We start from the raw sequence: 25591 nt of genomic DNA, 5'->3' as shown, positions 1-25591 counted from the left end.
GACTGGCGAGTTTGGAAGAGCCTAACGCATAGCCCTTGCCCTCGGTTCCGTTTTCGTTCTCATTAGCGCGATGCGAACCCCTCGGCACAAGAAACCCTCTGCGACCGACCTTGAACGCCTTAGCGAGGCGCACCGAATCCTCATCGGCCTGATGACCCGGCTATCCCCGGTGACGGACGAATATCGGTCGCTTGTGAATGCTGCGGACGCGGTGCGGACAACGGCAATCGACTGGACCTGCAATCCGAACATTTGGCACGGCTCGGCAAACCCTCGCATGGGGAGCGGGCCTGCCCCGACGTTCATCCGTGATGAGGGTGGCGATGAGTAAGCGCCCGGCTGGCGAGGGGTGGCTGATAGCCGCCTATGGCGTGATGCTGGCCCTGTCCGCCGCCCTGATACTTTGGCAGGCCTTCGGCGCGTAGGTTACAGAATGGCCAGCGCTCCGTCTCCCAAGGGCCTTTGCAGCTCCTTATCGATGGGCCAGGGCGCGGTCATCCATGACTCCAGCTCATCGGCCTCGCTCAGGATCACAGGCATGGCCTTGGGATGAACCGCGCCAACCTCGGCGTTCGGTTCGGTCGTCAAGAATGCGAATAGGTCCGTCGTCACCTCGCCCTCTTTTAGCTTCCGGGTGCTTGTCCATTGCGGCACCCAGACGCCAGCGAAGAACGCCAGCGGTTCCGGGTCATCGCCAGTCAGTCGGAACCAGACGGGTTCATACTTGCCTTCGGCATTGCGCCCCGGCTCACTGAATGAGGTGAAGGGCACGAGACACCGGTTCTCCGGCCCCAGCCATCGCCTCCAGTGCGGGCTAGAGGTGTTTCGGACGTTCGTTACGCCCTTGTCCGTCTTCTTGCCCTCCAGTGCGAAGGCCGGCGACGGCAAGCCCCAGCGCGCGGTCGCCAGCACCCGGTCGGCGCCGTCCATTCTGACAATCGGAGCGGCGTAGTCGGGATAGACGGACCCGCCCTCCAGATTGCCCGCTGCGTTCGTCGTAGCGCGGGCAAGGTCGAGGATGGCAGCGGGGCCTTTGCGAAGGCTGTAGAGGTTACACATTTTGCCCTCGGCCTCGCCGCCCAGCTCAGACGGCCACGTTCGGAAACTCGCCGACCGTATCATTCCACTCGATCAAGCGGGACTGCGTAATCGCCTCGCGCGTCACGGTCGTTAGCTCACCATAGCCGCCGACCGTGCCAAGGGATTGTCCGTCGATTGTTTGGAGGGCCTTCCGCTGAGCCTCCAGCACCGACACGCCATGAAGCGCCGGGTCTAGTTGGCCGCTTTCGAGGGGGTGAGGCAACGGGGCCAAGGGCGAGGTATAGCCCATCAGGTCAATAAGCTGACCCGCGCCGCCCAGGTCTTGCCGCCCTCCAGTTGAGACGCCAAAGGCGACGGGTTGATCAAGGGCTTGATGCCACGTCACGGCCACTAGGATCAGGTCGGCGTCGTCGCCCGATATTCCGCCCGCGACGTTCTCGGCCTTGATCGCAGCAGCGATGCCGGGAAGGCAAAGGATGCCCTCTTGCTGGCCTGTCGGGCCGGACGCGAGAAGGTGTTTATGGAGGCGCGTATGCCCGCCGCACCCCGAAATCATGTAGGCAATCCCCAAGTGGTCGGCGATCACGACCTTGCTCGCGATTTGAACGATCCGGCCCGAACTGTCGTAATAGGCCGCGTCCGAGAGAATGTGCCCAGCCGTCCCCTGAAGCCAAACGTTGCAAGCGGTCATTTGTGCGAACCTCCACAATGGCTTTCGAGGCGATTGATCCGAACGCAAACGGGATGCCCGCGTCGGTGTTTATCTGGAACTTGGTCGGAGAGCCCTCGGCGCTGACCTTAGGCGAGAAGACCGCAGAGGCGACAGCCTCCACTCCGGCTTGAATGATCGCGAAATTCGCCGCGTTCCATGCATTCACGGCCAGAGGGCCAGCGGAGGCCACGGCCTGAACGGCGGGCATAACGAACGTCGATGCCGCCCACATTGCGATATTTGGCATAGGTCATGTTTCCAATCGTGGATGGGCGTGAAACAGGTCCGCCCCGGTGTCCGGTTTGGAGGCGGGAGGGAGCGCATTACCCCCTCCCGTCCGTCCGTTTAGGCTTCCGGTTCGATGCCCGTGGCGTGAGAGAACGCCAGCGGATGCTCTGCCGCGAAGTCCACCCGCATGTGAGCGATCATCGCCAGCTCGCCGGTTGCGGCGTAAAGCTCCCGCAGTATCTCCAGACGCAGGGTCTCGCGCATCCCGATGATGAAGTGCGCGAAGTTGCCCGCGATGATGCTGGCCTCGTTGGTGCCGACACCGCCATTGATCGGAACCGCCGTGGTTACGAGTTGCGGGATGGCCGCGATCTTCGCCGGGGCCATCCGGGGATCCCCGTCTGCGTTCAGGGCACCGACCAGCGTTCCATCTTCGCGCGGGTGCATGATGAAGGCTGTAGGCTCGCCAGCGTTCGCGGTCAGGAGCTGCGTCCGGGCGCGAACGAGCGGGGCATACACACCGCCCGTATAGGCAGACAGGGCACCGCCAACATCAAAGGTGTTGATGCCGTCGATGTTGACCAGCCCTTCCGGCTGGTTGTCGGCCCCGGTGCCAAACAGGCCCGCGCGATCAACCTCAAGGGCCATAGCCTGCGTAATGGCGTTGACCAGAGCGGCCTCGATATTGAGCGAGTCTTGCAGCAGCTCCCGCGAAAACTTGACCAGAACCGCGAGGCTTTTGGGGGCCAGGGTGACGGCTCCGAAGGTCGGATCAGACGCAGCAACCGCACCGGCCTCGGCGCGCCATGCGGGCGTCGGATCAGCGGTCAGCTTGGCGATGACGTTTTGATCCGAAGTCAGGGGCACGGTGCGCGCACCGGCCCGGACCAGAACCGATTGCCGACGCAGGCGGTCGATCAGGGCAGCGGAAAGGACGGTCGGCACAGTATAGCCGCCCGCCGAATCCGTCCCCTCATTCAGGGCGCGGCGCTCGGTGTCCGTCTTGGCACCGAAGGCGAAGGCGCGAAGCAGGGCACCGGGGGAAACCTCGGCGCGGCTTTCCGGTTCATGGCGCGCGGCCCAATCCGAAAAGCGTTCTTCCGGGCGAAGGGCGATTGCCACCTCGCTGCGGTCGGTGTCTGCCTCGCGCTGCGAGAACCAGCCGCCGGTCGGGTCGTAACCGGTCACGGCATCGTCGGGAATGGGGCGACGCTCGGCAGCGGCAGAATGTGCGCGGGGCTCCCGGTTGCCCGAGGCGGTCCGGTGATCCTTTTCAGTGGCGAGGGCGTCATAGAGGCTCATCAGGCCCTCATGGGCATCTGACAGGCTGCGAACGATGGCGTCGTCGCTGTTGTCTTCCATGCTGTCGATGAGACCGCGCGACAGGTCAGCGACGGCGCGCTGGCGCTTGTTCAGGTCGGACCACGACAGGGTGTGGGGTTCAAAGGAATTGGCATCAGGGATGCCGATGGCGCGCAGCTTGATGCCAGCGTGTTTCTTGACCGCGATGGCGGTGCGTTCGTCCATGAGGCTCATGGGGTAGTTCCTTCACAGTGCGGTGCTTGGCGTCAGACGCGCGAGAGCGAACCGCAGGATTGATCCTTGGGGTTTGCCCAGCGCGCGGACCCATCAGGTCGCCGTCTGGAAGGCTGGAGCCGGTGCGCGCCATCAGCGCGGAACCTCTCGCAACGGGAGGAATATAGTCCTATCCAGACGCCGGGGCAAGCGGTCAGGGAGGGGGCCTCGTGATCGCGACAGGGCGAGTCCGTTCCACCGGGGATGCCGTCGAAAGCAAACGCAAACCGCACTCCCTCGCGCGCGCGAGGAAACTGTAAAAGCGCAAACATTCGTCTCACACGCCGGGCGAGAGCGAAACGGCGGTTGGGATTGCCCCACCCCCTACCCGACGCACTCCAGAGCGTGACCCGCCCCTCTTTCAATGACGGCTCCCCATCTCGCTCGCGGCGTGTTCGACCAGCTTGTCGGTCGCTGCTAGCACCCGCTCGGCTCCCCATGACGGGACCAGCAGGCCAACGGCACCGGCGATCATGGCGAGGGCCAGGTCGGGCACCGGGCCGCCACGCGAGAGGTAAGGCCGCATCGCCAGCTCCACATAGGCAGCAGCGCGGGTCAGGTCGTCATCCTGCGTCGTCATTGGTTTCCTCTTGATCGGCTAGGGCTTGGCTGGCCTCCCTTGTCAGGAAGCGCGCGAGCGGTGCGGAGAACCGGACAGCGGGGGACGGTCCCCAAACCCGGCGGTTCCCAAAGGTCTCGACCAGCAGGCACCGCTCAAGCCTCACCGCGCCTATGTCGGCGTCAAAGACTGCGACGACGAGGCTTTTACCGCGCTTAATCGGGGGATCGTTGGGGGCGATTCCAGAAATGCGAACGTCAATCATGCCCCGCCTCCGCTTCCCAATCCCAGACCGCATCAGGCTCGCCATCAATGAGCCGGTGCGTCTCTGTCAGGCGAAGGCATCGACCGGGCGCGCGAGGGCCGCGAGGGTCTAGAGAGGGGATTAGAGGGCTAGATGACGCTTCGGAGCGTGTATCCCCCCAAGATATAGATAGTAGGTTCACAAGTGAGCGCGGCGAATGTTCACAAGTGAACGTGGTCAGGCCCGTTTTCGGGGCTCCAATGTTCACAAGTGAACGTGGTTGACGTTCACAAGTGAGCGCGGCGTCTGTTTTTGGCTTAGGCGGCTTCACGTCGGTTGTCCTCCTTCACGCTGTCAAGGATCAGCAGCACGTCGCCCAGCGTGACGCGCTTGTAGTCGTCGGACGGGAGCGCCCCGTCACAGGTCGGGAGCCATGTCAGGGCGTAGGTCGCGGCCTTGGGTCGGCCTCCGAGGCGTTCGCCATCGGACGTGCACCGGATGATGCCGAAGGCCTCCAGCATGGTCAGGGCGGGTTTCACCTTGCGGGGGGATATGCCCCATGCGCGGAGCTGGGCATGGGGAGCTAGCAAGCGCCCGTTCTCCGCCCCGCCGTGCCGGGTATGCTCCAGCTTGAGGAACGTCAGAACCTTGAAGGCCGGGTATGTCAGGCGGCGATAACCGGGGGACTCCAGCAGGCTTTGCGGCTCCCCGATGAAGCCTTCCTCAAACTTCCACCGCTTCGCCCGCCCGGCGTAGTGCCGTATTTCGCCCGTAGAGCGCCCTGTGGCGTCAACACGCCTCCCGATGCTCATAGGAGCCCCCGGCGCTCGGCCTCGTCTCGCGCGGCCTCCAGAGCGGCTATGAGGTCAGGGAGGCGGGACACGTCCAGCGCCACGCCTTTCTTTGTTGCGCACCGGGTGGCCACCGGCCCGGCGGCAAAGTCCGCCCAGACCCGCACGTCGATCAAGGTGTGACCCTTGTATTCGTCCAGAGCGATCCGGCAGTCTTCGCGGCTGTTCTTTTCGAGGGTGGCGAGGAAAAAGGGCTCAGACACGGGCCACCTCTAGACCTTGGAAATGGCCGTCATCGCTCACGATGGAACGCAGCAGAATTCTTGCGGGGATCGTGCGAGCGGTGTAAGGTTCCGACTGTTCAAGCCGCCAAGCTGAACTTTTCGGAGCCCCGGTCGCGCCTGCCCGCGCGCCGGGGTTCTTGCTATTAGTAGGAGCCATTCTCAGGCCACCGCCATGTGCCGATCGATGAGCGCGTCGAGGTCCGCGCGGCGGATGATCCGGCGCTTGCCGACCTTGGCACTCGGCAGCTCTCGGGCCTGAATCAACTCATACAGACGCGTCCGGCTCAGGCCGCAGTAGCGGACGGCGTCGGGGATCGAAAGCGCAACAGGTTCGGTATTCATGTGGTCTCTCCGGTGGTGTCCCGATGGATACTGTCGGGGCCGATGAGGAGACCTTGCGGCGATTGCAGGAGACGGTCGCGGGAGAAGAAAAGCGCGCGATTTATTCTCCCTCTCGGTATCTCCGCTCTAGGCGCTTCGCCTTGCTTTCGAGGGTGGAGCCGCCCGCTGCATGGGGGGCTAGCTCACGGGCAACGGTAGCCGGAGCCTCTCCCGCCAGCACTCGCTCACGAATAATTGCAACGAGGGGGGCATCAGCCTCGGCAAGGCTAGTCCCTGCTGGACGACCTCTCGGCCTTGGCGGTTCCGGCAACAGGTCAATAATCGGCTTGGCCTCCACCGGGGTCATTCCCCCTAGAGCACGATAGGCAGCCGATACCTTATCGTTGGCGCTCCCTCGCCCGCGCCTTACCTTGTCGATAAGTAGCTGACCCGCCGCCAGCCGCGCCTTCATTTCGGGAGTATTGAGCGGCGCTATTGCTCGCCGCCACTCCTCGGTGACTTGTTTGAAATGGGCGTTGAGGCGCGCATAGACCTTTTCGTTATCGACGGCCATCAGCCCGCCCTCTGCAATCGCCGGACGTTGTCGGCTTTCCGGGGCTCACAGAACCGCCCCCATGCGTCCATCATCTTCCGGCGCTTTTCGAGGGCGTCACCCCGGCGATAGGCCCGCTCGGTTTCATCACCGACGACATGGGCCAGCGCGGCCTCGGCAAGCTCGCGCGGGAAGGTTGAGACCTCGCCTGCCCAATCCCGGAAGCTGGACCGGAACCCGTGCGCGGTGATTTGGCCCTTGCGCTCCATCCGCTCCAGCAGGGCATCAAAGGCGGCATCTGACAGGGGGGCGGCCTTCTTGTGGCCCGGGAAAATCAGGGCGTCGTCGCCAGCTTTCAGCGGGGCCATCGTGGTCAATATCTCAACGGCCCGGGCCGACAGGGGCACCCGGTGTTCCCGTGCCGATTTCATGCGGACGGCAGGAACCGTCCAGACCTTCGCTCCAAGGTCGATTTCGCCCCATGTCGCGCTGCGAACCTCGCCAGAACGAGCGGCGGTGAAGATGGCGAACTCAAGGGCCAGGGCGGACGTTGCTTCCCTCCGGCGCAGCTCTGCGATGAAGTCGGGCACGTCAGCGAAGGGAAGGGCCGCATGGTGGCCTCTGGTCAGCTTCTGGCGCTTCGGCAACAGGTGATCCAGATGCCCCCTCCAGCGGGCCGGATTCTCGCCCTGCCGGAAGCCTCTGGCCTTCGCCGCGTCCAGCACCCTCTCAATACGACCGCGAAGGCGGGAGGCCGTTTCCGGCTTCTCGCTCCAGATCGGTTTCAGCACCTCCAGCACGTCCGCCGTCTCGACTTGATCCACCCGGATATGACGGATTGCAGCCGCCCCGGTCTCAAGGGTCGATTTCCATTGCGCCCGGTGTTTCTCGTTGCGCCATTGTGACGACAGGTCCGCGACCAGCGTGTCGGCCATGTCTCCGAACGTCGGCACGGCCTGCGTTGCGCGCTTGGCCTCCAGCGGGTCGATACCGTCCGCGATCAACTCTCGCGCAGCCTGTGCCCTCTGCCGGGCCTTGGCGAGGCCGACCGATGCGAACCCGCCCAGCCCCATCTCTTTGAGCTTTCCGCGCCAGCGATACAGAAAGACCCAGCGCCGGGCCTCCCCGGGACCGACAGACAGATATAGCCCGCCGCCGTCGGCATGACGCCCCGTCTTGGTGATTGTCTGGACGCCCCGGGGGCTCAATCGGTTCAACTGTCTGGCCATGTCGTGCCCTAACTCGTGCCCTAACAAGTGGCGCGGATTACCCGGCATAATGCGGGACGTTTCGGGACAGATGCAAGCGCAAATGTCCGGTTTTCCTTGGGTTTTCTGGACGGGGCGGGACTGGGCGGGACGGGGGTTTATCGCCCTCCGTCTCCGCCAGAATCCTCTCTCACTCTTGCCAGCCGCGCTGAAACGGGCCAGCACGGCGTGTGCCTGATTATGCCTGCGTAGATTTTGTCCTGCGGTCCGAGATTCCGCTGCCCGAACTGATCGAGGTCGGGGCAGAGGCGGGGCGTGATATCGTGGAGATCCGCCGGGGCGCAGTGGCGCCGACCGGGGCAGGATCACTGGAGCGAAACGGCGACACAGCGGTGCTCGACCTGCCGGACGTGGCGCGGTTCCGCATCGAGGGCGGCCGGTCCATCACTGTGGATATCGATGCGGCGTGCTCAGAGAGAAATTTGCGCCTGTTTCTGCTGGGATCGGCGCTGGGGATACTGATCCACCAGAGGGGCCTTTTTCCGCTGCATGCCAATGCGGTGGTGATGGGCGGCGTCGCTGTGGCCTTCACCGGTCAGTCGGGCGCGGGAAAGTCTACTCTGGCCGCTCATTTTTCGGCGGCGGGCCACACGGTGCTGAGCGATGATGTCTGCGTCATCGGCCTCGATACTGCCGGACGCCCGATCGTCTATCCTGGGCTTCCCCGCGTAAAGCTGTGGGCCGATGCGGCGAAGCTGCACGGCCATGATGTCGGCGGACTCGAGCGCATCCACGACGACATGGACAAGTATCAGCTGGGGCTGCCCTCCAGCTCCGATCAGGCCCCGGTGCCGCTGGGCGCAGTCATCCGGCTGGTCCGCGAGGGCGAACAGCCCGTAGGCCTGCGCCGCCTGCGAGGCCGCGCGGCTGTGCAAGTCCTGATGACCGAGACCTATCGCCCCCAGGTGGTATCCACGCTCGGCCTGCAAGAAGCGCATTTCGGCCACTGCGTTTCGGTGGCTGCCAGGGTTGCCGTTCTCGAGTGGACGCGCCAATGGGGGCATGAGGTTTTTCAGGTTGAGGTCGAACGCCTGATCCGCCAGCTTGGTGAGGCGCAAATTCTGGGTGCGGGGCCAGACGTATGAGTGATCAGGAATTTCGGGACGGGGACCAGATCGTGACGTCGCCTGATTTACTGACCACGCGTGTGGACGGCGAAGTCATGGCCATGAGCGTGGATCGCGGGGCCTGCTACGGCCTTGACCCGATCGGCTCGCGCATCTGGGAACTGGTGGAAACGCCGACGACGGTGGGAGATCTGGTCACCCGCCTGACCCGCGAATACGACGTGGATGTGGCGATCTGCCGGAGCGACGTTTGCGCCCTTCTGTCCAGCATGGAAGCCGAGGGAATGATCCGTCGAGTCTGAGCAAGGTCGAATCGGCGTCACGAGGTTTCCCGACCTTCCGATTGCAGGCAAGGGAAACAGGTTTCATAACGGTCTTCCTGGTCGTCTATTCGTTAAGACGCGGTGCTGAAAGAATAAAATTCTCCCGGAGATGGATATCGATTGACATGAAGGCGCCATATGACACCCTCGCAACTCGACCTGTGGGGACTTAACCGCAATGCGTGAACTGATTAACGATAATCATGGCGCCCAAGGCCCGGACGAGACGTCGGGCCGCAAGACCTGGCAGGCGCCGTCGCTGCTGCGACTTGACGCAGAGAACGCGGAGACCAACCCCGGTGCGGGCGTGGACGGCTTTGGCTCCGCATCCTGATTTTTCTGCCTGTCGACGGCATGGCTTTCCCGCCGAATGCGGTTTGACTATGCCCACGCCTGTCGTATTCACCCCTGACTCAGGATGGCCTTGCGCTGTTCGCTGACGGGGCGGTCCTACTCACAATGAATCCGGAAAAAGGGACGCGATGACTGCGCTTGCGGGCGTATGGCGTCTGGACGGACGGACTGCCGCCGAACCCTGCCGGTTGATGAACCACGCACAGGCCCTGTACGGCCCCGATGGAGAGGGGCTCTGGGATGGTGGTGATGTGGCGCTCGGTCTTCGCCGGTTTGATTGTCTGGATGAGGACCGGTTTGATGCGCCGCCGCTGACCAGTGCCTGCGGCCGATACCATCTGGTTGCGGATGTGCGTCTTGATGACCGTGAGGGTCTGGCTGACACCCTCGGTGTGGATGCCTTTCAGGCGAAGAACAGCTCAGACACCCGCCTGCTGCTGGCCGCCTGGGAGCGATGGCAGACTGGGCTTTTCGATCACGTCTATGGCGATTACGCCTTTGCCGTCTGGGATACGCGTGACCGTCAGCTGACGCTGGCGCGTGACGCGCTTGGCGCCAAGCCCCTCCACTATCATCGGCAGGGCGGCTTGTTTGCCTTCGCGTCGATGGCCAAGGGGCTGCATGCCCTGCCGGACGTGCCGATCGCGCCGAATGCCTCGCGTGTGACCGAACTGCTGGCCCTGCTGCCGGAAAGCGGGCCCGAGACCTGGTTTCAGGACATCTATCGGGTCGAGCCCGGGCACTATGTGCTGGTCACGGCAACCGGTCAGACCATCCACCGGCACTGGAACCCCAGCCGGACCCTGCCGGTCCCGCAGACGTTCGAGGCGCAGGTCGAGGGGCTACGCCAGCATCTGGACCGCGCGGTTCAATCGCGACTGAGAGGGGCCGGGCGTCGCATCGGCAGCCATCTGAGCGCCGGGCTGGACAGCTCCGCAGTCGCGGCCACCGCCGCGCGGTTGATGGCGGAGACGGGCGGGCGGGTCGCGGCATTTACGTCCTCCCCCCGGGCCGGATTCGTCCTTCCCGGCATGCCCGGCCAGGTCGAGGACGAGACCGAGCTGGCGTCGGCGACGGCCGCGCTCTATCCGAATATGGATCACGTGGTGCTGCGCAACGACGGCCGCGACCTGACGGCGGGCCTGGATCGCGGCTTCAACGCGTTCGAACGCCCGGTCCTCAACATCTGCAATGCGCGCTGGACCGACCATATCCACGAGGAAGCGCGTCGCCTTGGCCTGAATGTGCTGCTCGTTGGCGCGATGGGCAATATGACGTTCAGCTATGACGGCAAGACCCTGCCCGGTGAACTGCTCAAGAAGGGCGATCTGGTCGGATTTTTGCGCCAGGGCCATGCCCTTTCACGCGAGAAGCGAATGAATTGGAAGGGCTATCTGGCCCAGGCTCTGGGTCCCTGGATGCCGACGGCGCTCTGGCGATTTGCCAGTCGGCTTCGCGGCCGTATCGCCGTTCTCGGTGACTATTCGGCTGTGAAAGAAAGCGCGGTCGTGGCTCACGATCTGAGGCGTCGCGCCCGTGACCGAGGCCATGATCTGGAATACCGCTCCGAGGCCGACGCCTTTGCTCAGCGCCTGCGTATTCTGGGGCGCGTGGATTTCGGCAACTACGCCAAGGGCGTGATGGGGGGCTGGGGTCTGGATGTCCGTGATCCCACCGCTGACCGGCGGCTGGTCGAATACTGCCTGGCCCTTCCGACCGAGGCCTTTCTGAATGACGGCCTGCCCCGTCGTCTGGCCCGGCTGGGGCTGACCGACCGGCTCCCGGCCGTGGTTCTCGAAGAGCGCCGCAAGGGTTATCAGGCTGCGGACTGGTTCGAGAATGTTCAGACATCCCGCGCGTCCCTGCTTCAGGAAGTTCGCCGCTTGCGCAATGTCGACGGGGTCGCGGATGTCCTTGATCTGGATCGCCTCGAGAGACTTCTGGAATCCATGCCCGAGAGGGACTGGACCAATCCCGAAGCGATGCGCGACTATCGGCTGGTGGTCTTGCGAGGCGTGTCTGCCGGCCATTTCATGCGCAAGGCGGCCCGCACCAATGCCTGATCGCAACGCGTCCTTCGTCCGATGAAAAAGGTCCTCGCTTTTGTCAGGGATCTTGCCGGCTACGTGGGTGGCCGCGCTCAGGGACTTGTCGCCTTGGTGGCGCTTGGCGCGCTGTTGGATGGCTTTGGCCTGCTCCTGCTGGTTCCGCTGTTGGGCACGTTGTTTGCGGAAAGCACGACCCAAACGGGCCCACTCGGCACGCTGCTGAACCTTTGGCCCGAGGTGCAAGGGGCCTCAAGGCTGATTCTGGTGCTCGGCCTGTTCGGTCTTGTTATGGCCCTGCGCGCCTTGATTCTGTGGCAGCGCGACCTGCGTATGGGCGCGCTGCAGGTGGGATATCTGGAAAGCAAGAGGTCCCAACTCGCCCGCGCCCTCGCCGGCAGTCGGTGGGAGGCGCTGAATGCCCTCGGACATGGTCGCGTGACCCACTTGATGAGCGGGGACATCCAGCGGTGTGCGTCTGGCGTGCATTTCCTGTTGCAAGGTGGTGTTGCCGTCGTTCTCGTAGTCATTCAAGCGGGCGTGGCGCTGGCCCTTGCGCCCCTGCTGGCCGTCATCGCTCTGATGGCGATGGGACTGGGTGCCCTTGTCATGGGCCGCTGGCTGGGCGCGACCCGCGAGATTGGCGCCCGGGTGACTAGCTCCAACATGCGGCTGATGGTCGAGTTGGGCCGTTTCCTCGGCGGGCTCAAGGCGGCCATGAGCCAGAACCTGCATTCTGCCTTCGTTGCGGCATTCGAACGGGATTTGGGCATCGCCACTCACCAGCAGGTCGCCTTCATCAACCGCCAGGCGGCCATGCGGGTGATGTGGAGTTTGCTTGGCGCTGCTGTCGCCTCGATCTCGCTGTTGCTTGGGTTTCTGGTCCTCGACTACCCCCCGGCTGTCATGCTGACGCTGCTGGTCGTCCTGGCGCGGATCGCCGGACCCGCCATGCAGATTCAATCCGGCCTCCAGCAGGTTGCCTACGCCCTTCCGGCATGGGAAGCGGTTCAGAATACGCTCAATGATCTGACCCGTGAGGCCCGGGTCGTGGCAACCAGGGGCGAAGATCAGAGATCCCTGAACGGCACCATCCAGATTGAGGACGTCACCTATCTGCACGAGGGGGCAACGGTAGGACGAGGCGTTCGGGCCTTGTCCCTGACGCTTCAGCCCGGAGAGTTCGTCGCTATCACCGGCTCGTCGGGGGCCGGCAAGACGACCTTTGCCGATCTCATGGCCGGGCTGCTCCAGCCTCAGCACGGGCGCATCACGGTTGGCGACCAGACCCTTGATGCGCAAACGGTTTCCGCATGGCGGGACCGTCTCGCCTATGTCACCCAGGACCCGCTTCTGTTCAACGACACCATCCGGGCCAATCTGCTCTGGGGCGGAGTTGAGGCGGATGAGGCCCGCATTGCCGAGGTGCTTGCCGCGACCGGCGCGGACCGCGTCGTCTCCCGACTGTCCCTCGGACTCGACAGTGTGGTCGGCGAAGACGGTGCCATGGTCTCGGGCGGCGAGCGTCAGCGCCTGGCCCTGTCGCGGGCCCTGCTCCGGCGCCCCGACGTCCTCGTGCTGGACGAGGCGACGGCTGCCCTTGATGCCGACAGCGAGGATGCGGTCCTGAAAGCGTTGGCCAAACTCGATCCCAGACCGCTGATCCTGATGATCTCGCACCGGGCCGAGAGCCTTTCGGTGTGCAGCCGTCGCCTGACCTTTGCCGAGGGGCGTCTGGTCGACGATCACCGACTGTGAGGGCGGGCGAAGCCCTACCGCTGCCGTTAGCCCTCCACGTCGTGGTCAACTGCTGCCGCCCGGACGATGACGCCGCCCGGAACGCGAGCCTGCGGGCACTTGTGGCCAGCCCGCTGCTCGATATGGACCGTTTGATCCAGACTGTGGCGCGACACCGGGTCGCTCCCCAGGTCCACCGCGCCCTGACCGAAGCCGGCGTGCGCCTGCCGCCCGGCACGGCCGCGCGTCTCGCGCAGATGGCCGGTCAGGCCGCCCGACGCAGTCTGAACCTGGCCAGAGAGAGCCTGTTTCTACAGTCCACGTTCGACAAGGCCGGGCTGGACGCGACCTTCGTAAAGGGCTCGGCGCTGGCCCTCCTGATGCACCGCGATGTCGGCATGAAGGACTCCTGGGACATCGACCTCCTCGTGCGCCCTGATCAGGTCGAGGCCGCCTGCGACCTGTTGATCGCCGAGGGCTATCTCCTTGACTATCCGAAGGGGCTGTCGCCCGACGCCTTCCGCCGTTTTCAGGACGTCGCCAAGGAATGCGTGTTTTTCCATCCGGCGCGGAACATCTATCTCGAGCTTCACTGGAAGCTCGTCGACAATCCTCACGAGCTTTCCGGGCTGGATCTGCGCCGGACCCAGTATGTGCCTCTGGGCTCCGGCAAGTTGCGAACGCTCGCCGAACCAGAACTGTTCGCCTATCTATGTGTGCATGGCACGCGCCACAGCTGGTCGCGGCTGAAATGGATCGCCGATGTGGCCGCCTTTCTGAGGGAGCGCAGCGACGAGGAAATCGCCCGGCTTCGGGACCAGGCGGTGGCCATGGGCGCGGGACGGGCGCCCGATGTGGCGCTTGCCCTCTGTCAGGGTCTGTTCGGCCGACGCCACGCGACGACGCAACTGGATGCCGCCGGCCGCTACCTCGTTCGCGCGGCTCACGCCAGCCTGACTCATGGCAGGGGCGTGACCGAGATCGCGGCCTACAGCAGGCCGTGGCGCATGACCTGGATCGGTCGCCATCTGATCGGCACGACGCACAGGGCCTTCCTGGCAGAGCTGGAGAGCAACTGGGCGGGGGACTACGACCGCGTCCACATGCCCCTGCCGCGGGGCCTGGGCTTCCTCTATGTCGTCATCCGTATCCCGTTGTGGCTGTGGCGCAAGGCGCGACGGCTCTGGCCACGAGGGTCTCATGAAGCTGCGTGACGTCCCCATCCTGACCGAGGCCGTACTCCTTCTGGGACTGGCGGCCTTCTGCCTCGCCTTTGTGCCCTTTCGTCATGTGGCAAAGCACGGGGTGCGGACGGGCGGACGCCCGGCACAGACTCGTGACGAGATCATGCCGGTCCGCAGAGCCGTACGTCGCGCCGCCCGTAATGTGCCTTGGCGCGCCCTGTGCTTCGAACAGGGGCTGGCGGCCCATGCCATGCTCAGGCGGCGCGGGATCTCCAGCGTGCTCCACTATGGTGTAGCGCGCGAGGGGGATGAGCAGAGGGGGCTGAAGGCCCACGTCTGGGTTACCTCGGGCGACCAGATGGTCGTCGGCGGCGAGGTCGCCGGACAGTTCACCGAACTGGCCCGCTTTTCCGGGACAGCGTAAGCAGGGCGTCGCAGGAAGCCGAGTCGGCGGGGCGGGGATGAGCGACAATCAGGCGGAACCCAGCGTCGACTTGCCACGCCTGACCTTTCAGGGGCGCGATCCCCTGCGCTTTCCCGGCATGATCCGGGCCCTGCAGGCACCGGATGAGCACTGGTCTGAAACCTGCCTCACCGAGCCATTTGTCGAAGCGAGCGTCGGCCGCCGGCGCATGGTCATGGTGACCGATCCGCCGGTGGTGACCGAGGTACTGTTGAACCGGCAAGGACAGTATCCCCGGTCGCGCCTTCATGACCGGATCCTCGGCAGCAGCTTCGGCGACACCTTGCTGCAGGGCGAGGAGATGGACTGGCCCGAGTGGCGTCAGGCCTTTCTCAGCCCGATTCACGGCACCAATGAGCTGACCACGATCGACCGGGTGACGATGGCCTGCGCCCATGCGCTGTCCGAATGGCATGAAGGCCCGGTTGATCTGTTCCGGACCGCGCGACATTTGACCATGCAGGCCCTCTGGCGCGCCTTCTTCTGCGACCAGGAACAGGCGCAGCATAGTGATCCGCTGCTCGTCGAGGCGGCGGAGGCCATGGACCGGCTGGCCTATGCGCCGTTGCGCGACCAGATCGAATGTCTGCGTCCGCTCAGTGCTCGTGCCGTTGAAATCCGGGCCGAGGACTTTGGCGAGCCCTACCGTATGCTCAATACGGCCCTGCTGTTCCTGCACGCCGGACACGACAATGCCAACGCGACCCTCACCTGGGCGCTCTGGCTGCTCGCCAAACATCCCGACATCCAGGACCGTGTCCGTCAGGAGTGGGCCGAAGGCCCCGGCCCAAGCGACCCGGCGCGCGATCTGCGATCCTGTCCCCTGACCAGCGCCGTGATCCACGAGACGCTACGGCTCTATCCGCCCATTCCCCAGATCCTGCGGGACGTGACCATCGACCTGCCGGTGGGCGATCAGGTCCTGGGCAAGGATTTCTCGGCCGTCCTTGGCATCTATGCCATGCACCGCAACCGTCGCCTCTGGGACCGGCCCGATGCCTTCCGCCCCGACCGCTTCATGGGCAAGGACCTGTCAGCGCATCGCCGGCTCTGGCTCCCATTCGGGGCCGGGCCCAGAGGCTGCGTCGGCACTTCCTTCGCCTTCATGGTCCTCAGCCGGGCCATCGGCCATGTGGTCAGCGGCTATCAGCTGTCACCCAATCCCGGCCATGACCTGACCTGCTGGATCGATTTTGCGCTCAGGCCCCACGGTCGCGCGCCGATCCGGGTCGCGCCGCGCCGCGACTTCGCGCGGTCCTGATCGACGATGAGCTTTCACAGCCTCGACTACCTGCTGTTCCTGCCGCTTGTGGTGGTGCTGTATTTCTTCACGCCCCAGCGCTGGCGGTGGATCGTCCTGCTCGCCCTCAGCAATCTGTTCTACGCCGCCTGGCGCTGGGATTTCCTTTGGCTGCTGTGGGTCTCGACGCTGATCGACTACGTCGTCGGCCAGATGCTGCCTCGCGTTCAGCCGGGCTGGCGACGCAAGGCCCTGTTGTCGGTCAGCCTGTGCGGCAATCTCGGCCTGCTGTTCACCTTCAAATATTTCGCCCTGGTCGCCAACACCGGGCTGACGTTGTTCCACGGCGGCGACAGTCAGGCGTTTCAGCCCATCAGCCTGCTGCTGCCGCTTGGCATATCCTTCTACACCTTCCAGACGCTGGGCTATGTGATCGACGTTTATCGCGGCCGGAGAGAGCCCGAACGCCACCTCGGCTATTTCGCCGTCTACGTCATGTATTTCCCGCAACTCCTGGCGGGCCCGATCGAACGGCCGGGAACCCTGTTGCCGCAGTTCCGCCAGCACAAGGTGTTTGAGGTCGGTCGCGCCGCCGCCGGCGGGGCCCTGATGCTGGTCGGCTATTTCAAGAAGCTGGTGATCGCCGACCGGCTGGCGGACATCGTGCCGCCGGTTCTGGTTCAGCCGCTCGACCATTCGCCCCTTGTGGTGTTGACGGCTGCTGTGGGGGAGATCTATCGCTATTATGCCGACCTGTCCGGCTATGCCGACATCGCCATCGGCTCCAGCCTGATCCTGGGCATTCAGCTGACCCGCAACTTTGACCGTCCGTTGGCCTCCGTCTCGGTGGCCGAGTTCTGGCGGCGCTGGCACATCACCGTCTCCACCTGGTTCCGCGACTATGTCTACCTCCCGATCGCGCGGGGTGGGGGCAGGGGCAAGGGCCGTCGGGACGACAAGGCAGTCCGGCGCGCGGTCGCCACCCTGATCACCATCGCCATCGTCGCCCTGTGGCACGGCGCGGCATGGACGTGGCTGGCTGCTGGCATCATCGCGGGTCTGGTGATGATCGGCGAGGGCATCGTCCGCCGCAGTCGCGGGGCGGCGGCCTTTTCGCATGGTCTGTCGCGCACACTCGGTCTGCCACGTGGCGTCGAGGTCGGCCTTCAGAACAGCCTGAACCGTTTGGTGCTCTGGAGCTTCCTCGTCTTGCTGGGCTCCATGGTGGCCACGCCCAGCTGGCAACTGGCGATCCAGGCCTGGGGTCGGATGGCCGAGCTTCCCGCCTGGGCGTTACAGGACCCCGGTGCCCTGTTGTCCGGCTTCGGCATCCTGCCGCGCTATCTGGTGATCGCCATCGTCGGCCTGGAGATCTTCCAGTGGTTCGATTGCCGCCAGTCCGTGTTCGAGCGCCTGAAGTCCCGCGGCCCGGTCGTGGCCTGGGGGTTCTACTATGCCCTGATCGCGGTCATTCTCATGTTCGGGACCTTCGACAAGCCCGGCTTCCTCTATTTCAACTTCTGACGGGGATCCGATGCGCCGCCTGATCCTGTTCCTCGTCCTCGCCTTGGCCCTCATCGTTGGGCTCAACATCGTCTCGCGCGTATTCGACGACGGCCGTCAGATCGAGGCCATGAATGCCCTTTTGGACGATACCTCGGGCAAGGAGGCCATCATCGTCGGCAGTTCCATCGGCGGCGCGATCCGGTTCGACACCCTGTGCCTCGACGGGGCCGACTTCTTCTTTGTCCTTCAGGATGTGTTCGAGACCCGGGCCATGGTCGAGCTGGTGCTCAGTCGTCCCGACCCGCCCGGAAAGTGGTTCCTCGCGCTCAGCCCGGGCGCGACCCTCTATAACAACGCCATCCCCGCGTCGGGGCGCAGCCATAACCGGCGGATCACCTATCGCTTCCTGTTCGTGAATGGACGCCATGGTCTGATCGACGGGGACTGGCGCCAGTATGCCGTGACCCGGATCTCGCCCGCGCTCGGCTATCAGGACTGGCGCCGGCGCTTTCAACAGATGCTGGTGACGGTGGGCCTCCGCGCGCCCGCCAAACCGATCGACAGTTTAATCTGGCGACTTGAGGGCCAGCTTGATCCGGCGCTGGAAGGCGGCCTTGCCGACGGCCAGGCGTCGGATCGCATGACCGACATCAACGCCATCGCCTACTATGACCCGGGCGTGTCCGGGCGCGCCGTCGAGGCCATCAGCGACATCCATGCGCAAATCGAGGCTGCCGGTGGACAGCTCTACATCATCGTGCCCCCCGCCTCGCCGCAGATACAGGCCCGCATCCGCCGGCAGATGGATGCCGAACTCCAGAGCCTGTGGCGGTCCCTTGACCGGATCGAGGAGGAGGGGGCCGTCGTCATCAATGCGTGGCGCGACCCGGCGCGGGTCTATCCGGCCGAGCTGTTCGTCGACCCGAACCACATGAACCCCGAAGGCGCGCGCCTCTTTTCGAGGGATATCGCCGCCAGTCTGAAGTCCCGCGGCCACGCGGAAGGGGCAACATGTCCCGGCTGAATTTGCGCGCCGTCTCCTCAGCTCCGACAAGCCATGATAGCGTCGACCGTCCGACCCTGTGTCGGCAAGGGAGGCAGTGTGTCGAGTAATCGTAGAGCCAGGCTGACCCGGCTGGCAGCCCTCTTGCAGGGCTCGCCCCATCTTGGCCCGGCCTATGAGGAGGCCAAGCGGGTCGTGCGGGCGTTCCGCAAGCCGGCCTTTTACGAGGTCGCCACGCGCTGCAACCTGTTCTGCGAAGGCTGCTACTATTTCTCGGACGATTTCAAACCCATCAAGGGCGTTGAGGACATCGACACCTGGGACCGGTTCTTCGCTGCCGAGGCGGAACGCGGCGTCACCATGGCCTACTTCGTCGGCGCCGAACCCGCCCTGCATCAGGACCGCCTGATCGCCGCCAGCAAGTATTTTCCCTATGGCAACATCGGCACGAACGGCACGGTCCGGATCGATCCCGCCGTCCCCTATCGGATCGGCGTTTCGGTCTGGGGCGTCGAGGCGGAAACCGACGCCGACCTGCGCGGCGGTCGCTCGTTCCACAAGGCCATCCGCAACTATGCCGGCGATCCCCGTGCCATCCTACTCTACACCCTGACGAAGACCAATCTGGGCGACGCCCGTCGCCTGGCCGAGATCGGGCGAGACAACGGCTTGCCGGTCACCTTCAACATGTATTCGCCGACCCACACCTATCTGCGCAAGCTGACCGAGGGGGAGGGGAATGATCGCGAATTCTTCCGCATCTCCAACCCGGAAAGCAATCTGCTGTGGGACGACGACAGCCTGGCCCAGGTCCGGCGCACTATGGACGAGCTGATCGACGACTTCCCGGAAACCGTCGTCTATTCCAAGGCCTACAACGCCTGGGCGACCCAGTCGGGCCCACTCTATGATATCGACCCGGAGACCGGCATCGCCCGCGATTGCCATACGCGGATGATCGGCCAGATGCGCTATTTCAAGACCGACCTGCAGCAGGGTCAGGAAAAGTGCGGCACTTCGGACGCTGCCTGCTCGGAATGCCGCATGTACAGCGGCGGCTGGTCGTCCAAGTTCGAACCGCGCGACGCCGATCTGGTCAGCGACGCCTCGCTTGCCGACTGGCTGGAAATGATCGCCACCCTCGGCCGCATCTTCCTGATCGAACGGAATGCCTCCCGCCAGTCGACGCTCGCGGCCTGAGCCGGGCGATCAGGCGGCCGACTGAACCTTGTCAAAGGGCGGGGCCTCCATCCGGGCCCATTCCGCGTCATAGACGCCCTTCTCCATATGCACATACAGCGACAGCATCCACGTCGTCAGGATGTCCGTCAGCCCGTCGCGGATATCCGGCCGGGCGCGCATGAGGCGGTTGGCCTTGCGGATGACCTCGGCGATCTCGGGATTGCCCCGGCTGACGGCGCGCAACATCCGGCCAAAATGGGCATTGGCCCTCGCCCGCGACGGCGAATTGTAAAGCCGTCCGGTCCCCCGCTTCAGCAGTGGATTGGGTCCCAGAATATCCGCCAGAGCCTCGAACCGGGTCCAGAAGGCCGCCGGGCTGTACAGGCGACTGATCAGCCAGCGCGTGCCGGTATACAGCTGCTGTTTTGTCATCTGGGCGGGGATGATGTTGGTCACCATGTCCGCCCCGGGGAAGTGTGCCTGCTCTCCCGTCAGGTCCAGCCGTCCGGCCTTCAGCATCTCGTCATAGATGGGCGTGGCCATGGGCGCGACCAGCGATGAAATCTTGAAGGTTCCGACCGGCAGTCCCATACCGAACCGGTACTGGCGCTCAAAGATCGTCAGGTCATCGGCATCGAACCCGACCATCAGCGCGGCCTCGATCTTCAGCCCATGACTGGCCACCTTGCGCAGCTGGGCCTGCATGTCGGTGTTCAGGTTCTGGCGTTTCTTGCTGGCCTTCAGGCTCTCCTCGTTGACCGACTCCACGCCGATGAACAGGTTGGACACGCCCGCCTCGGCACAGCGCACCAGCATCTCGTCGTCGCGCGCCACATCGATCGAGACCTGGGTGGCAAAGATCACATGATCGCGACCCTCATGCCCGTTCCACGCGATCAGGGCGTCCAGCAGTTCTGCGGCCCGCTTGCGGTAGATAGTGAAATTGTCGTCGGCCAAGGCAATGCGGTTATAGCCCAGGTCGTACAGGCGCTGGACCTCGGCGATCACCTGATCCGGCGTCTTGTGGCGCTGCTTGCGGCCCAGATACTGGATCACGTCGCAATAGTTGCACTCGAACGGACAGCCACGGCTGGTCTGCACCACCCCGACCAGGGCCCGGTCATTGTCGAACAGCTCCCACGCCGGAACGGGCGAGCGCGACAGGTCGGGGCGTCCCCCGGAGTAGTGCGGCTTCAGCGTGCCGTTCAGCATGTCGGCGTAGAAGCCCTCGGCGATCTCCTCGAACTCGCCGGTCACCGCAATGTCGCATGCGCAGTCAAAGGCCTTGGGGTCGAGGGTGATGTGGGGTCCGCCGATGATCACCGGCTTGCCGCGCGCCCGGAACTCCTGGGCGATCTCGATCGCGCGCTTGGCCTGCGAGACATTTGCGGTGATGCCGATGAAATCAGCCTCGATGTCAAAATCGACCGGAGCCAGCGCCTCATCGTGCAGCGTAATCGAAAGGCCTGCGGGGGCCATGGCCGCGACCGTAGCGATCGCAATGGGCGCGACCCGGGTCACAGAATCCTCTGCACCGCCGGATATCCCGGCGAAGTCAGCATCCCAATGCGGCTTGGGCGCGATCAGCAGAAAACGGACCATGGGCCAGGCACCCTCCCTGATCCCTTTGCTACACGTGTGCGGGTGCTGTGGCCACTCAGGTCAGAGAGCAGTTGATCACATTCTGCGCCCGCTGCGGCCCGGGCAGATGCCCCACGGCGCTGCCCGGCAGGCTGCTGAGGTCATAGGCAAAGGCCTGAAGATCATAGACATTGCGGATGAAGCCTTGATCGCGCAGCACCCGCACACCCCAGCAGTCCGCATTGGTCTCGCTGTTGTAGGGACCGAGCGCATGGTGCCCGCACTCGTGGGCGAACCACCACACCTGCACCAGCGGCTGAAAGCGGGCCAGAACATCGGGGTTCATGACGATGATCGGCTGGCCATTCTGGACCCGCGTGGCGATGCCGACATTGTTCAGGTCGCGGGTCATGTAGATGCGCACCGGCTCGCCGTAATAGCTGGCACAGCTCAGCGGCACGCCCGCGATATAGACCTGCCACATGCCTCCGTCCTGCGCGCGGGCCGGGGCGGCGACGGGTGTCATCACCGCGAGTGAGAACGCGAGCGACAGGGCCCCGGTCAGGACAGGTCTGGATCGAAACATGCTTCCCTCCATTTGCGGCCATTTGTGAACCCGGACCCGCGTTCTGTCGACTGACGGTCTGTGACGGGCCGGGGAATCGATTCCCTCAGGTCCTCTCCCGGACTAGGCTCCTCCCAAGGCGAGAGCGAAGCGAGGCAGAATGGCGCGTGAGACGTGGGATGCAGTGGTGCTGGGCGGGGGCCACAACGGGCTGGTCTGCGCCTGGTATATGGCGCGCGCCGGGCTCAAGGTGCGGGTGCTGGAGCGACGTCCCGTCGTCGGCGGCGCCGCGGTCACCGAGGAATTCCATCCCGGATATCGAAACTCGACGGCCAGCTACACCGTCAGCCTGCTCAATCCCAAAGTGATCGCCGACATGCAGCTGGCCCGCCATGGCCTTCGCGTTGTCGAGCGGCGTATGTCTAACTTTCTGCCTCTGCCGGGCGGCGACAGCCTTTCGGTGGGCGAGGGCGGGTTGACCGCGCGCGAGGTGGCCCGCTTCTCCGCGCGCGATGCGGTACGGCTGGATGATTATGGACGCAGGCTGGACGCCGTGGCCGATGTGCTGCGCGACCAGATCCTCAAGGCCCCGCCGAACCTGACCCCGGGCCTCGGACTCTCCAGCCTCGGGCCAGCGCTGGCTGCCGGGGCGCTGGGCCTGCGCGTCAAGACGCTGGACCAGACCACACAGCGCGACCTCGTCGATATGTTCACCCGCTCGGCCGGGGAATGGCTGGACGCCTGGTTCGAAAGTGATCCGATCAAGGCCCTGTTCGGGTTCGACAGCGTCGTCGGGGCCTATGGCAGTCCGTACACACCGGGCTCGGCCTATGTTCTGCTCCACCATGTGTTCGGGGAGGTGAATGGCAAGCGCGGGGCCTGGGGCCATGCCCTTGGCGGCATGGGGGCCATCACCCAGGCCATGGCCGCCGCCTGCGTTGAGGCGGGCGTCGAGATCACCCTCGACGCCCCCGTCGCCGAGGTGCTGACCGAAAGAGGCCGGGCCGTCGGCGCGGTCACCGAAGCGGGCGAAGTCGTGCGGGGGCGGGCGGTCGTGTCGAACCTGCATCCGCGCCTGCTGTTCGACCGGCTGGTCGATCCGGCCGTGGTGCCCTCCGACTTCCGCGAGCGGATGGACCGGTATGTCTCGGGCTCGGGCACCTTTCGCATGAACGTCGCGCTGGATCGCCTGCCGAAATTCACGGCGCGCCCCGGGATCGGCGATCACCTGACCGCCGGCATCATCATCGCCCCCAGCCTCGACTATATGGACCGGGCGTATCAGGACGCGCGCCGCGACGGCTGGTCCCGCCAGCCGATCGTCGAGATGCTGATCCCCTCGACCCTCGACGACAGCCTCGCCCCCGAGGGGCACCACGTCGCCAGCCTGTTCTGTCAGCACGTTGCCCCCGATCTGGCCGATACGCACCGCGATGCGGTCGCCGACCTGATGATCGATACGGTCGAGGCCCAGGCCCCGGGGTTCAGGGATTCTGTCGTCGGCCGGCTGGCGCTCGGGCCGCGTGATCTGGAGCGACGCTTCGGCCTGATCGGCGGCGACATCTTCCACGGCCGCCTCAGTCTCGATCAGCTGTTCAGCGCGCGCCCGGTGTTGGGCCATGCCGATTACCGTATGCCGGTGCCGGGGCTCTATCTGTGCGGATCCGGCGCCCATCCGGGCGGCGGGGTGACCGGCGCGCCCGGCCATAATGCGGCCCGGTCCGTGATCCGCGACTTCAGGCGTTTTTAATGTCCAGCACCCGCATCAGGGCGTCTCGGATCATGGCCTCGGTATAGGGCTTCTGGACCGTCGGCCGGCCCTCCCACCCCTCGGCCAGCCCACCTTGGCCGTAGCCAGTCGAGAACACCAGCGGCACGCCCTTGCGATCCAGCGCCTCGGCCACGGGATAGACGGTCTGGCCTGCGACGTTGACGTCCAGCAGTGCCGCATCGGGCCGGGCATCTCCTGCGATCATCTCCAGCGCGTCCTCAATGCGAGCCGCCGTGCCGAAAACCGTACAGCCCATGTCCTCAAGCATGGTCTCCAGCAGCATGGCGACCAGCGATTCGTCCTCGACGACGAATACCGTTCGGCCCTCCAGTCCCGGAATGCTCATGACGCGGTTCTCTCGAGTGGAAAGGTCAGTGAAAAGATCAACCCGTCAGGGGCATAGTCGAAGCGGGACTGTCCCGCCAGATCATGACGCACATTCCGCTCGATCAGACGACTGCCGAACCCGCGATGTTCGGACGCCACGACCGGCGGACCATCGATCTCACGCCAGACCAGCGACACCGTCGCATCCTGAATGGACCAGTCGACCAGGACGCGGCCGTCGCCGGACTGTAGAGCACCGTGCTTGGCGGCATTGGTGGCCAGTTCGTGGAAGATCATCCCCAGCGGCAGGGCCTGGGCCGGGTCCAGTGACACGACCGGCCCGTTCGGCAGGATACGCATGGAGCCGTGGGCCTCGGTCTCATGCGTCAGGATATCCGCCAGCTCCGCCCCCTCCCAGTGGGTGCGCGTCAGAAGGTTGTGGGTATGCGACAGCGACATCAGACGCGCCTGAAACCCTTCGGCGAAGGTCTCGGGCTCCGCATGGGTTCGCGCCGTCTGCATGGCAATGGATTGAACGGTTGCCAGCGTATTCTTCACGCGATGGTTCAACTCGTCGATCATCAGCTTCTGCCGATTGCCGGCCTCGACGACGTCGGTGACATCGTGCCCCTGCACGAACACACCCGCCACATCGCCCCGGCCGTCCCGCAGGGGCTGGTAGACAAAGTCGAGGTAGCGGGTGCGAAGCGCGCCGTCCGGTCCGCTGCCCAGCTGAATAGGCATGGCGTGCCCCTCAAACGTCTCGCCGGTTTCGCGCACCTGCTTCAACAGGTCCAGAAACCCCTGGGCCACGATCTCGGGCAGGGCCTCGACCACAGGCTTGCCGTTCAGCGTCCGGTATCCGGTCAGCTCGGCATAGGCCTCATTGTGCATCTGGAAGACGAAATCCGGCCCGGTCAGCACCGCGATGAATCCCGGCGCCTGCATGAAGATGTCGAGCAGTCGGTTGCGTTCTGATTGCAGGCGGAGATTGTCGGTCTGCAGGTGTTCGGCCCGCGCCATGACGTTGCTGCTGAGCAGGTCGGTGACCGTGGCCTTGTCCCGGTCGCCCATCACGCGCTTGCGCAGGTTCTGCAGTTCGGTGATGTCCGTCGTGTGCTGAAGGATGTAGGCGACCTGACCGTCGACATCCCGGATCGGCGTATGGGTCGCGCTCCAGTAGCGATCCTCGATCCGCGTCCGGCCGTCGGTATCGGTTATCTCGATAGGATAGTGGATCAGGGCCAGGTGATCCGGTTCGCCGGTCAACAGGACCCGCTCGAACGAGGCCCTCAGCTGGCGAGCATTCTCGCGCGCCTGATCGCCTTGGCCGCCTCCGTCGAACAGGTCGAACAGATTGCGACCGATCAGGTCATCCCGCTCGCGCCCGACCACATCCAGATAGGCCTGGTTGACCCCCACGTAACAGAAGTCGGTAGTCAGCATGGTGTAAGGATTGGGCGAGGCATCGAACGCGCGGGCCATGTCCCGCGCTGCCACATCGCTCAACTCAAGATACTTCAAGCGGCAGCCCCCTCGACGAAGCCGTCGAAACGCCTGATCCCGAAAGCGGTTCCCGACGGATGTCAAGTGATTGACTTGGGATTGTCGGAGCCGACGTCTAGGGTCGCCCGATGATACTCTCCGGTCTGCTTTCCCTGATGATG

General features: G+C 64.7%; 24 protein-coding genes. 12 read left to right on the top strand and 12 right to left on the bottom strand.

Going from position 1 to position 25591, the window contains the following annotated elements:
• Nucleotides 1-426: 426 nt before the first annotated feature.
• From B4K74_RS04690 to B4K74_RS04655, 8 genes are all read right to left on the bottom strand, one after another.
• Nucleotides 427-1059, bottom strand: coding sequence for an SOS response-associated peptidase (locus B4K74_RS04690; RefSeq protein ID WP_286691961.1), 633 nt, complete (start codon nucleotides 1057-1059; stop codon nucleotides 427-429).
• Nucleotides 1060-1084: 25 nt separating this feature from the next.
• Nucleotides 1085-1732: a hypothetical protein gene (locus tag B4K74_RS04685; protein ID WP_286691960.1), complete on the bottom strand. Its 648-nt coding sequence runs from the start codon at nucleotides 1730-1732 to the stop codon at nucleotides 1085-1087.
• Nucleotides 1733-2098: 366 nt separating this feature from the next.
• Nucleotides 2099-3517 carry a phage major capsid protein gene (locus B4K74_RS04680; RefSeq protein WP_286691959.1) on the bottom strand — a complete coding sequence of 473 codons (1419 nt, stop codon included), beginning with the start codon at nucleotides 3515-3517 and terminating at the stop codon, nucleotides 2099-2101.
• A gap of 400 nt (nucleotides 3518-3917) precedes the next feature.
• The gene (locus B4K74_RS04675; RefSeq protein ID WP_286691958.1) at nucleotides 3918-4136 is read right to left on the bottom strand and encodes a hypothetical protein; all 219 of its coding nucleotides are present in this window, start codon (nucleotides 4134-4136) and stop codon (nucleotides 3918-3920) included.
• Between the two features lie 540 nt (nucleotides 4137-4676).
• The gene (locus B4K74_RS04670) at nucleotides 4677-5171 is read right to left on the bottom strand and encodes a hypothetical protein (RefSeq protein WP_286691957.1); all 495 of its coding nucleotides are present in this window, start codon (nucleotides 5169-5171) and stop codon (nucleotides 4677-4679) included.
• Nucleotides 5168-5413 carry a PC4/YdbC family ssDNA-binding protein gene (locus B4K74_RS04665; RefSeq protein WP_286691956.1) on the bottom strand — a complete coding sequence of 82 codons (246 nt, stop codon included), beginning with the start codon at nucleotides 5411-5413 and terminating at the stop codon, nucleotides 5168-5170. Before B4K74_RS04665 ends, B4K74_RS04670 begins: the two co-directional genes overlap by 4 nt.
• Nucleotides 5414-5593: 180 nt before the next feature.
• Nucleotides 5594-5776 (bottom strand): helix-turn-helix domain-containing protein, encoded by a 183-nt coding sequence (locus B4K74_RS04660; RefSeq protein WP_286691955.1) that lies wholly within the window; start codon nucleotides 5774-5776, stop codon nucleotides 5594-5596.
• A gap of 552 nt (nucleotides 5777-6328) precedes the next feature.
• On the bottom strand, nucleotides 6329-7741 hold the full coding sequence (locus tag B4K74_RS04655) for a tyrosine-type recombinase/integrase (RefSeq protein WP_286691954.1): 1413 nt from the start codon (nucleotides 7739-7741) through the stop codon (nucleotides 6329-6331).
• A 5-nt stretch (nucleotides 7742-7746) separates the two neighbouring features.
• On the opposite strand from B4K74_RS04655, the gene B4K74_RS04650 reads away from it, so the two are divergent.
• The 11 genes from B4K74_RS04650 to B4K74_RS04600 all read left to right on the top strand — a co-directional run bounded on the left by B4K74_RS04650 (nucleotide 7747) and on the right by B4K74_RS04600 (nucleotide 19698).
• Complete coding sequence (locus tag B4K74_RS04650) at nucleotides 7747-8661, top strand: hypothetical protein (RefSeq protein WP_286691953.1); 915 nt, start codon at nucleotides 7747-7749, stop codon at nucleotides 8659-8661.
• Nucleotides 8662-8693: 32 nt separating this feature from the next.
• Entirely contained in the window at nucleotides 8694-8945 is a 252-nt protein-coding gene (locus B4K74_RS04645) for a PqqD family peptide modification chaperone (protein ID WP_286691952.1), read from the top strand.
• Nucleotides 8946-9144: 199 nt separating this feature from the next.
• Nucleotides 9145-9300 (top strand): hypothetical protein, encoded by a 156-nt coding sequence (locus B4K74_RS04640; protein ID WP_286691951.1) that lies wholly within the window; start codon nucleotides 9145-9147, stop codon nucleotides 9298-9300.
• Nucleotides 9301-9448: 148 nt separating this feature from the next.
• On the top strand, nucleotides 9449-11383 hold the full coding sequence (locus tag B4K74_RS04635; protein ID WP_286691950.1) for an asparagine synthetase B family protein: 1935 nt from the start codon (nucleotides 9449-9451) through the stop codon (nucleotides 11381-11383).
• 63 nt (nucleotides 11384-11446) lie between these two features.
• The gene (locus tag B4K74_RS04630; protein ID WP_286691949.1) at nucleotides 11447-13123 is read left to right on the top strand and encodes an ATP-binding cassette domain-containing protein; all 1677 of its coding nucleotides are present in this window, start codon (nucleotides 11447-11449) and stop codon (nucleotides 13121-13123) included.
• A gap of 122 nt (nucleotides 13124-13245) precedes the next feature.
• The gene (locus B4K74_RS04625) at nucleotides 13246-14316 is read left to right on the top strand and encodes a nucleotidyltransferase domain-containing protein (RefSeq protein WP_286691948.1); all 1071 of its coding nucleotides are present in this window, start codon (nucleotides 13246-13248) and stop codon (nucleotides 14314-14316) included.
• Nucleotides 14303-14710 carry a lasso peptide biosynthesis B2 protein gene (locus B4K74_RS04620; protein WP_286691947.1) on the top strand — a complete coding sequence of 136 codons (408 nt, stop codon included), beginning with the start codon at nucleotides 14303-14305 and terminating at the stop codon, nucleotides 14708-14710. Before B4K74_RS04625 ends, B4K74_RS04620 begins: the two co-directional genes overlap by 14 nt.
• A 37-nt stretch (nucleotides 14711-14747) precedes the next feature.
• Entirely contained in the window at nucleotides 14748-16010 is a 1263-nt protein-coding gene (locus B4K74_RS04615) for a cytochrome P450 (RefSeq protein ID WP_286691946.1), read from the top strand.
• A 6-nt stretch (nucleotides 16011-16016) separates the two neighbouring features.
• Nucleotides 16017-17513 (top strand): MBOAT family O-acyltransferase, encoded by a 1497-nt coding sequence (locus B4K74_RS04610; protein ID WP_286691945.1) that lies wholly within the window; start codon nucleotides 16017-16019, stop codon nucleotides 17511-17513.
• 10 nt (nucleotides 17514-17523) lie between these two features.
• A complete protein-coding gene (locus B4K74_RS04605; protein WP_286691944.1) occupies nucleotides 17524-18519 on the top strand; it encodes a hypothetical protein in 996 nt (331 codons plus the stop codon).
• Between the two features lie 78 nt (nucleotides 18520-18597).
• Nucleotides 18598-19698: a radical SAM protein gene (locus B4K74_RS04600; RefSeq protein ID WP_286691943.1), complete on the top strand. Its 1101-nt coding sequence runs from the start codon at nucleotides 18598-18600 to the stop codon at nucleotides 19696-19698.
• A 9-nt stretch (nucleotides 19699-19707) separates the two neighbouring features.
• Here the strand turns inward: B4K74_RS04600 and B4K74_RS04595 are convergent, their stop codons facing one another.
• Nucleotides 19708-21282, bottom strand: a complete 1575-nt coding sequence (locus B4K74_RS04595) for a B12-binding domain-containing radical SAM protein (RefSeq protein ID WP_286691942.1) — start codon at nucleotides 21280-21282, stop codon at nucleotides 19708-19710.
• Nucleotides 21283-21337: 55 nt separating this feature from the next.
• On the bottom strand, nucleotides 21338-21847 hold the full coding sequence (locus B4K74_RS04590) for a hypothetical protein (RefSeq protein WP_123286582.1): 510 nt from the start codon (nucleotides 21845-21847) through the stop codon (nucleotides 21338-21340).
• A gap of 139 nt (nucleotides 21848-21986) precedes the next feature.
• On the opposite strand from B4K74_RS04590, the gene B4K74_RS04585 reads away from it, so the two are divergent.
• Complete coding sequence (locus tag B4K74_RS04585; RefSeq protein WP_286691941.1) at nucleotides 21987-23576, top strand: phytoene desaturase family protein; 1590 nt, start codon at nucleotides 21987-21989, stop codon at nucleotides 23574-23576.
• Here B4K74_RS04585 and B4K74_RS04580 read toward each other — a convergent pair.
• Together B4K74_RS04580 and B4K74_RS04575 are read right to left on the bottom strand one after the other, a co-directional pair.
• The gene (locus B4K74_RS04580; RefSeq protein WP_123286580.1) at nucleotides 23563-23943 is read right to left on the bottom strand and encodes a response regulator; all 381 of its coding nucleotides are present in this window, start codon (nucleotides 23941-23943) and stop codon (nucleotides 23563-23565) included. The two genes, B4K74_RS04585 and B4K74_RS04580, sit on opposite strands and share 14 nt — an antisense overlap.
• Nucleotides 23940-25448, bottom strand: a complete 1509-nt coding sequence (locus B4K74_RS04575) for a PAS domain-containing protein (protein WP_286691940.1) — start codon at nucleotides 25446-25448, stop codon at nucleotides 23940-23942. The genes B4K74_RS04580 and B4K74_RS04575 overlap by 4 nt, the downstream gene beginning before the upstream one ends.
• Between the last annotated feature and the right edge of the window lie 143 nt (nucleotides 25449-25591).

This window comes from Brevundimonas sp. UBA2503 (assembly GCF_002341485.1).
Lineage (GTDB): Bacteria > Pseudomonadota > Alphaproteobacteria > Caulobacterales > Caulobacteraceae > Brevundimonas > Brevundimonas halotolerans.
Note: the sequence above shows the minus strand (reverse complement) of the source record. Positions and strands in the feature narration are given on the sequence as shown.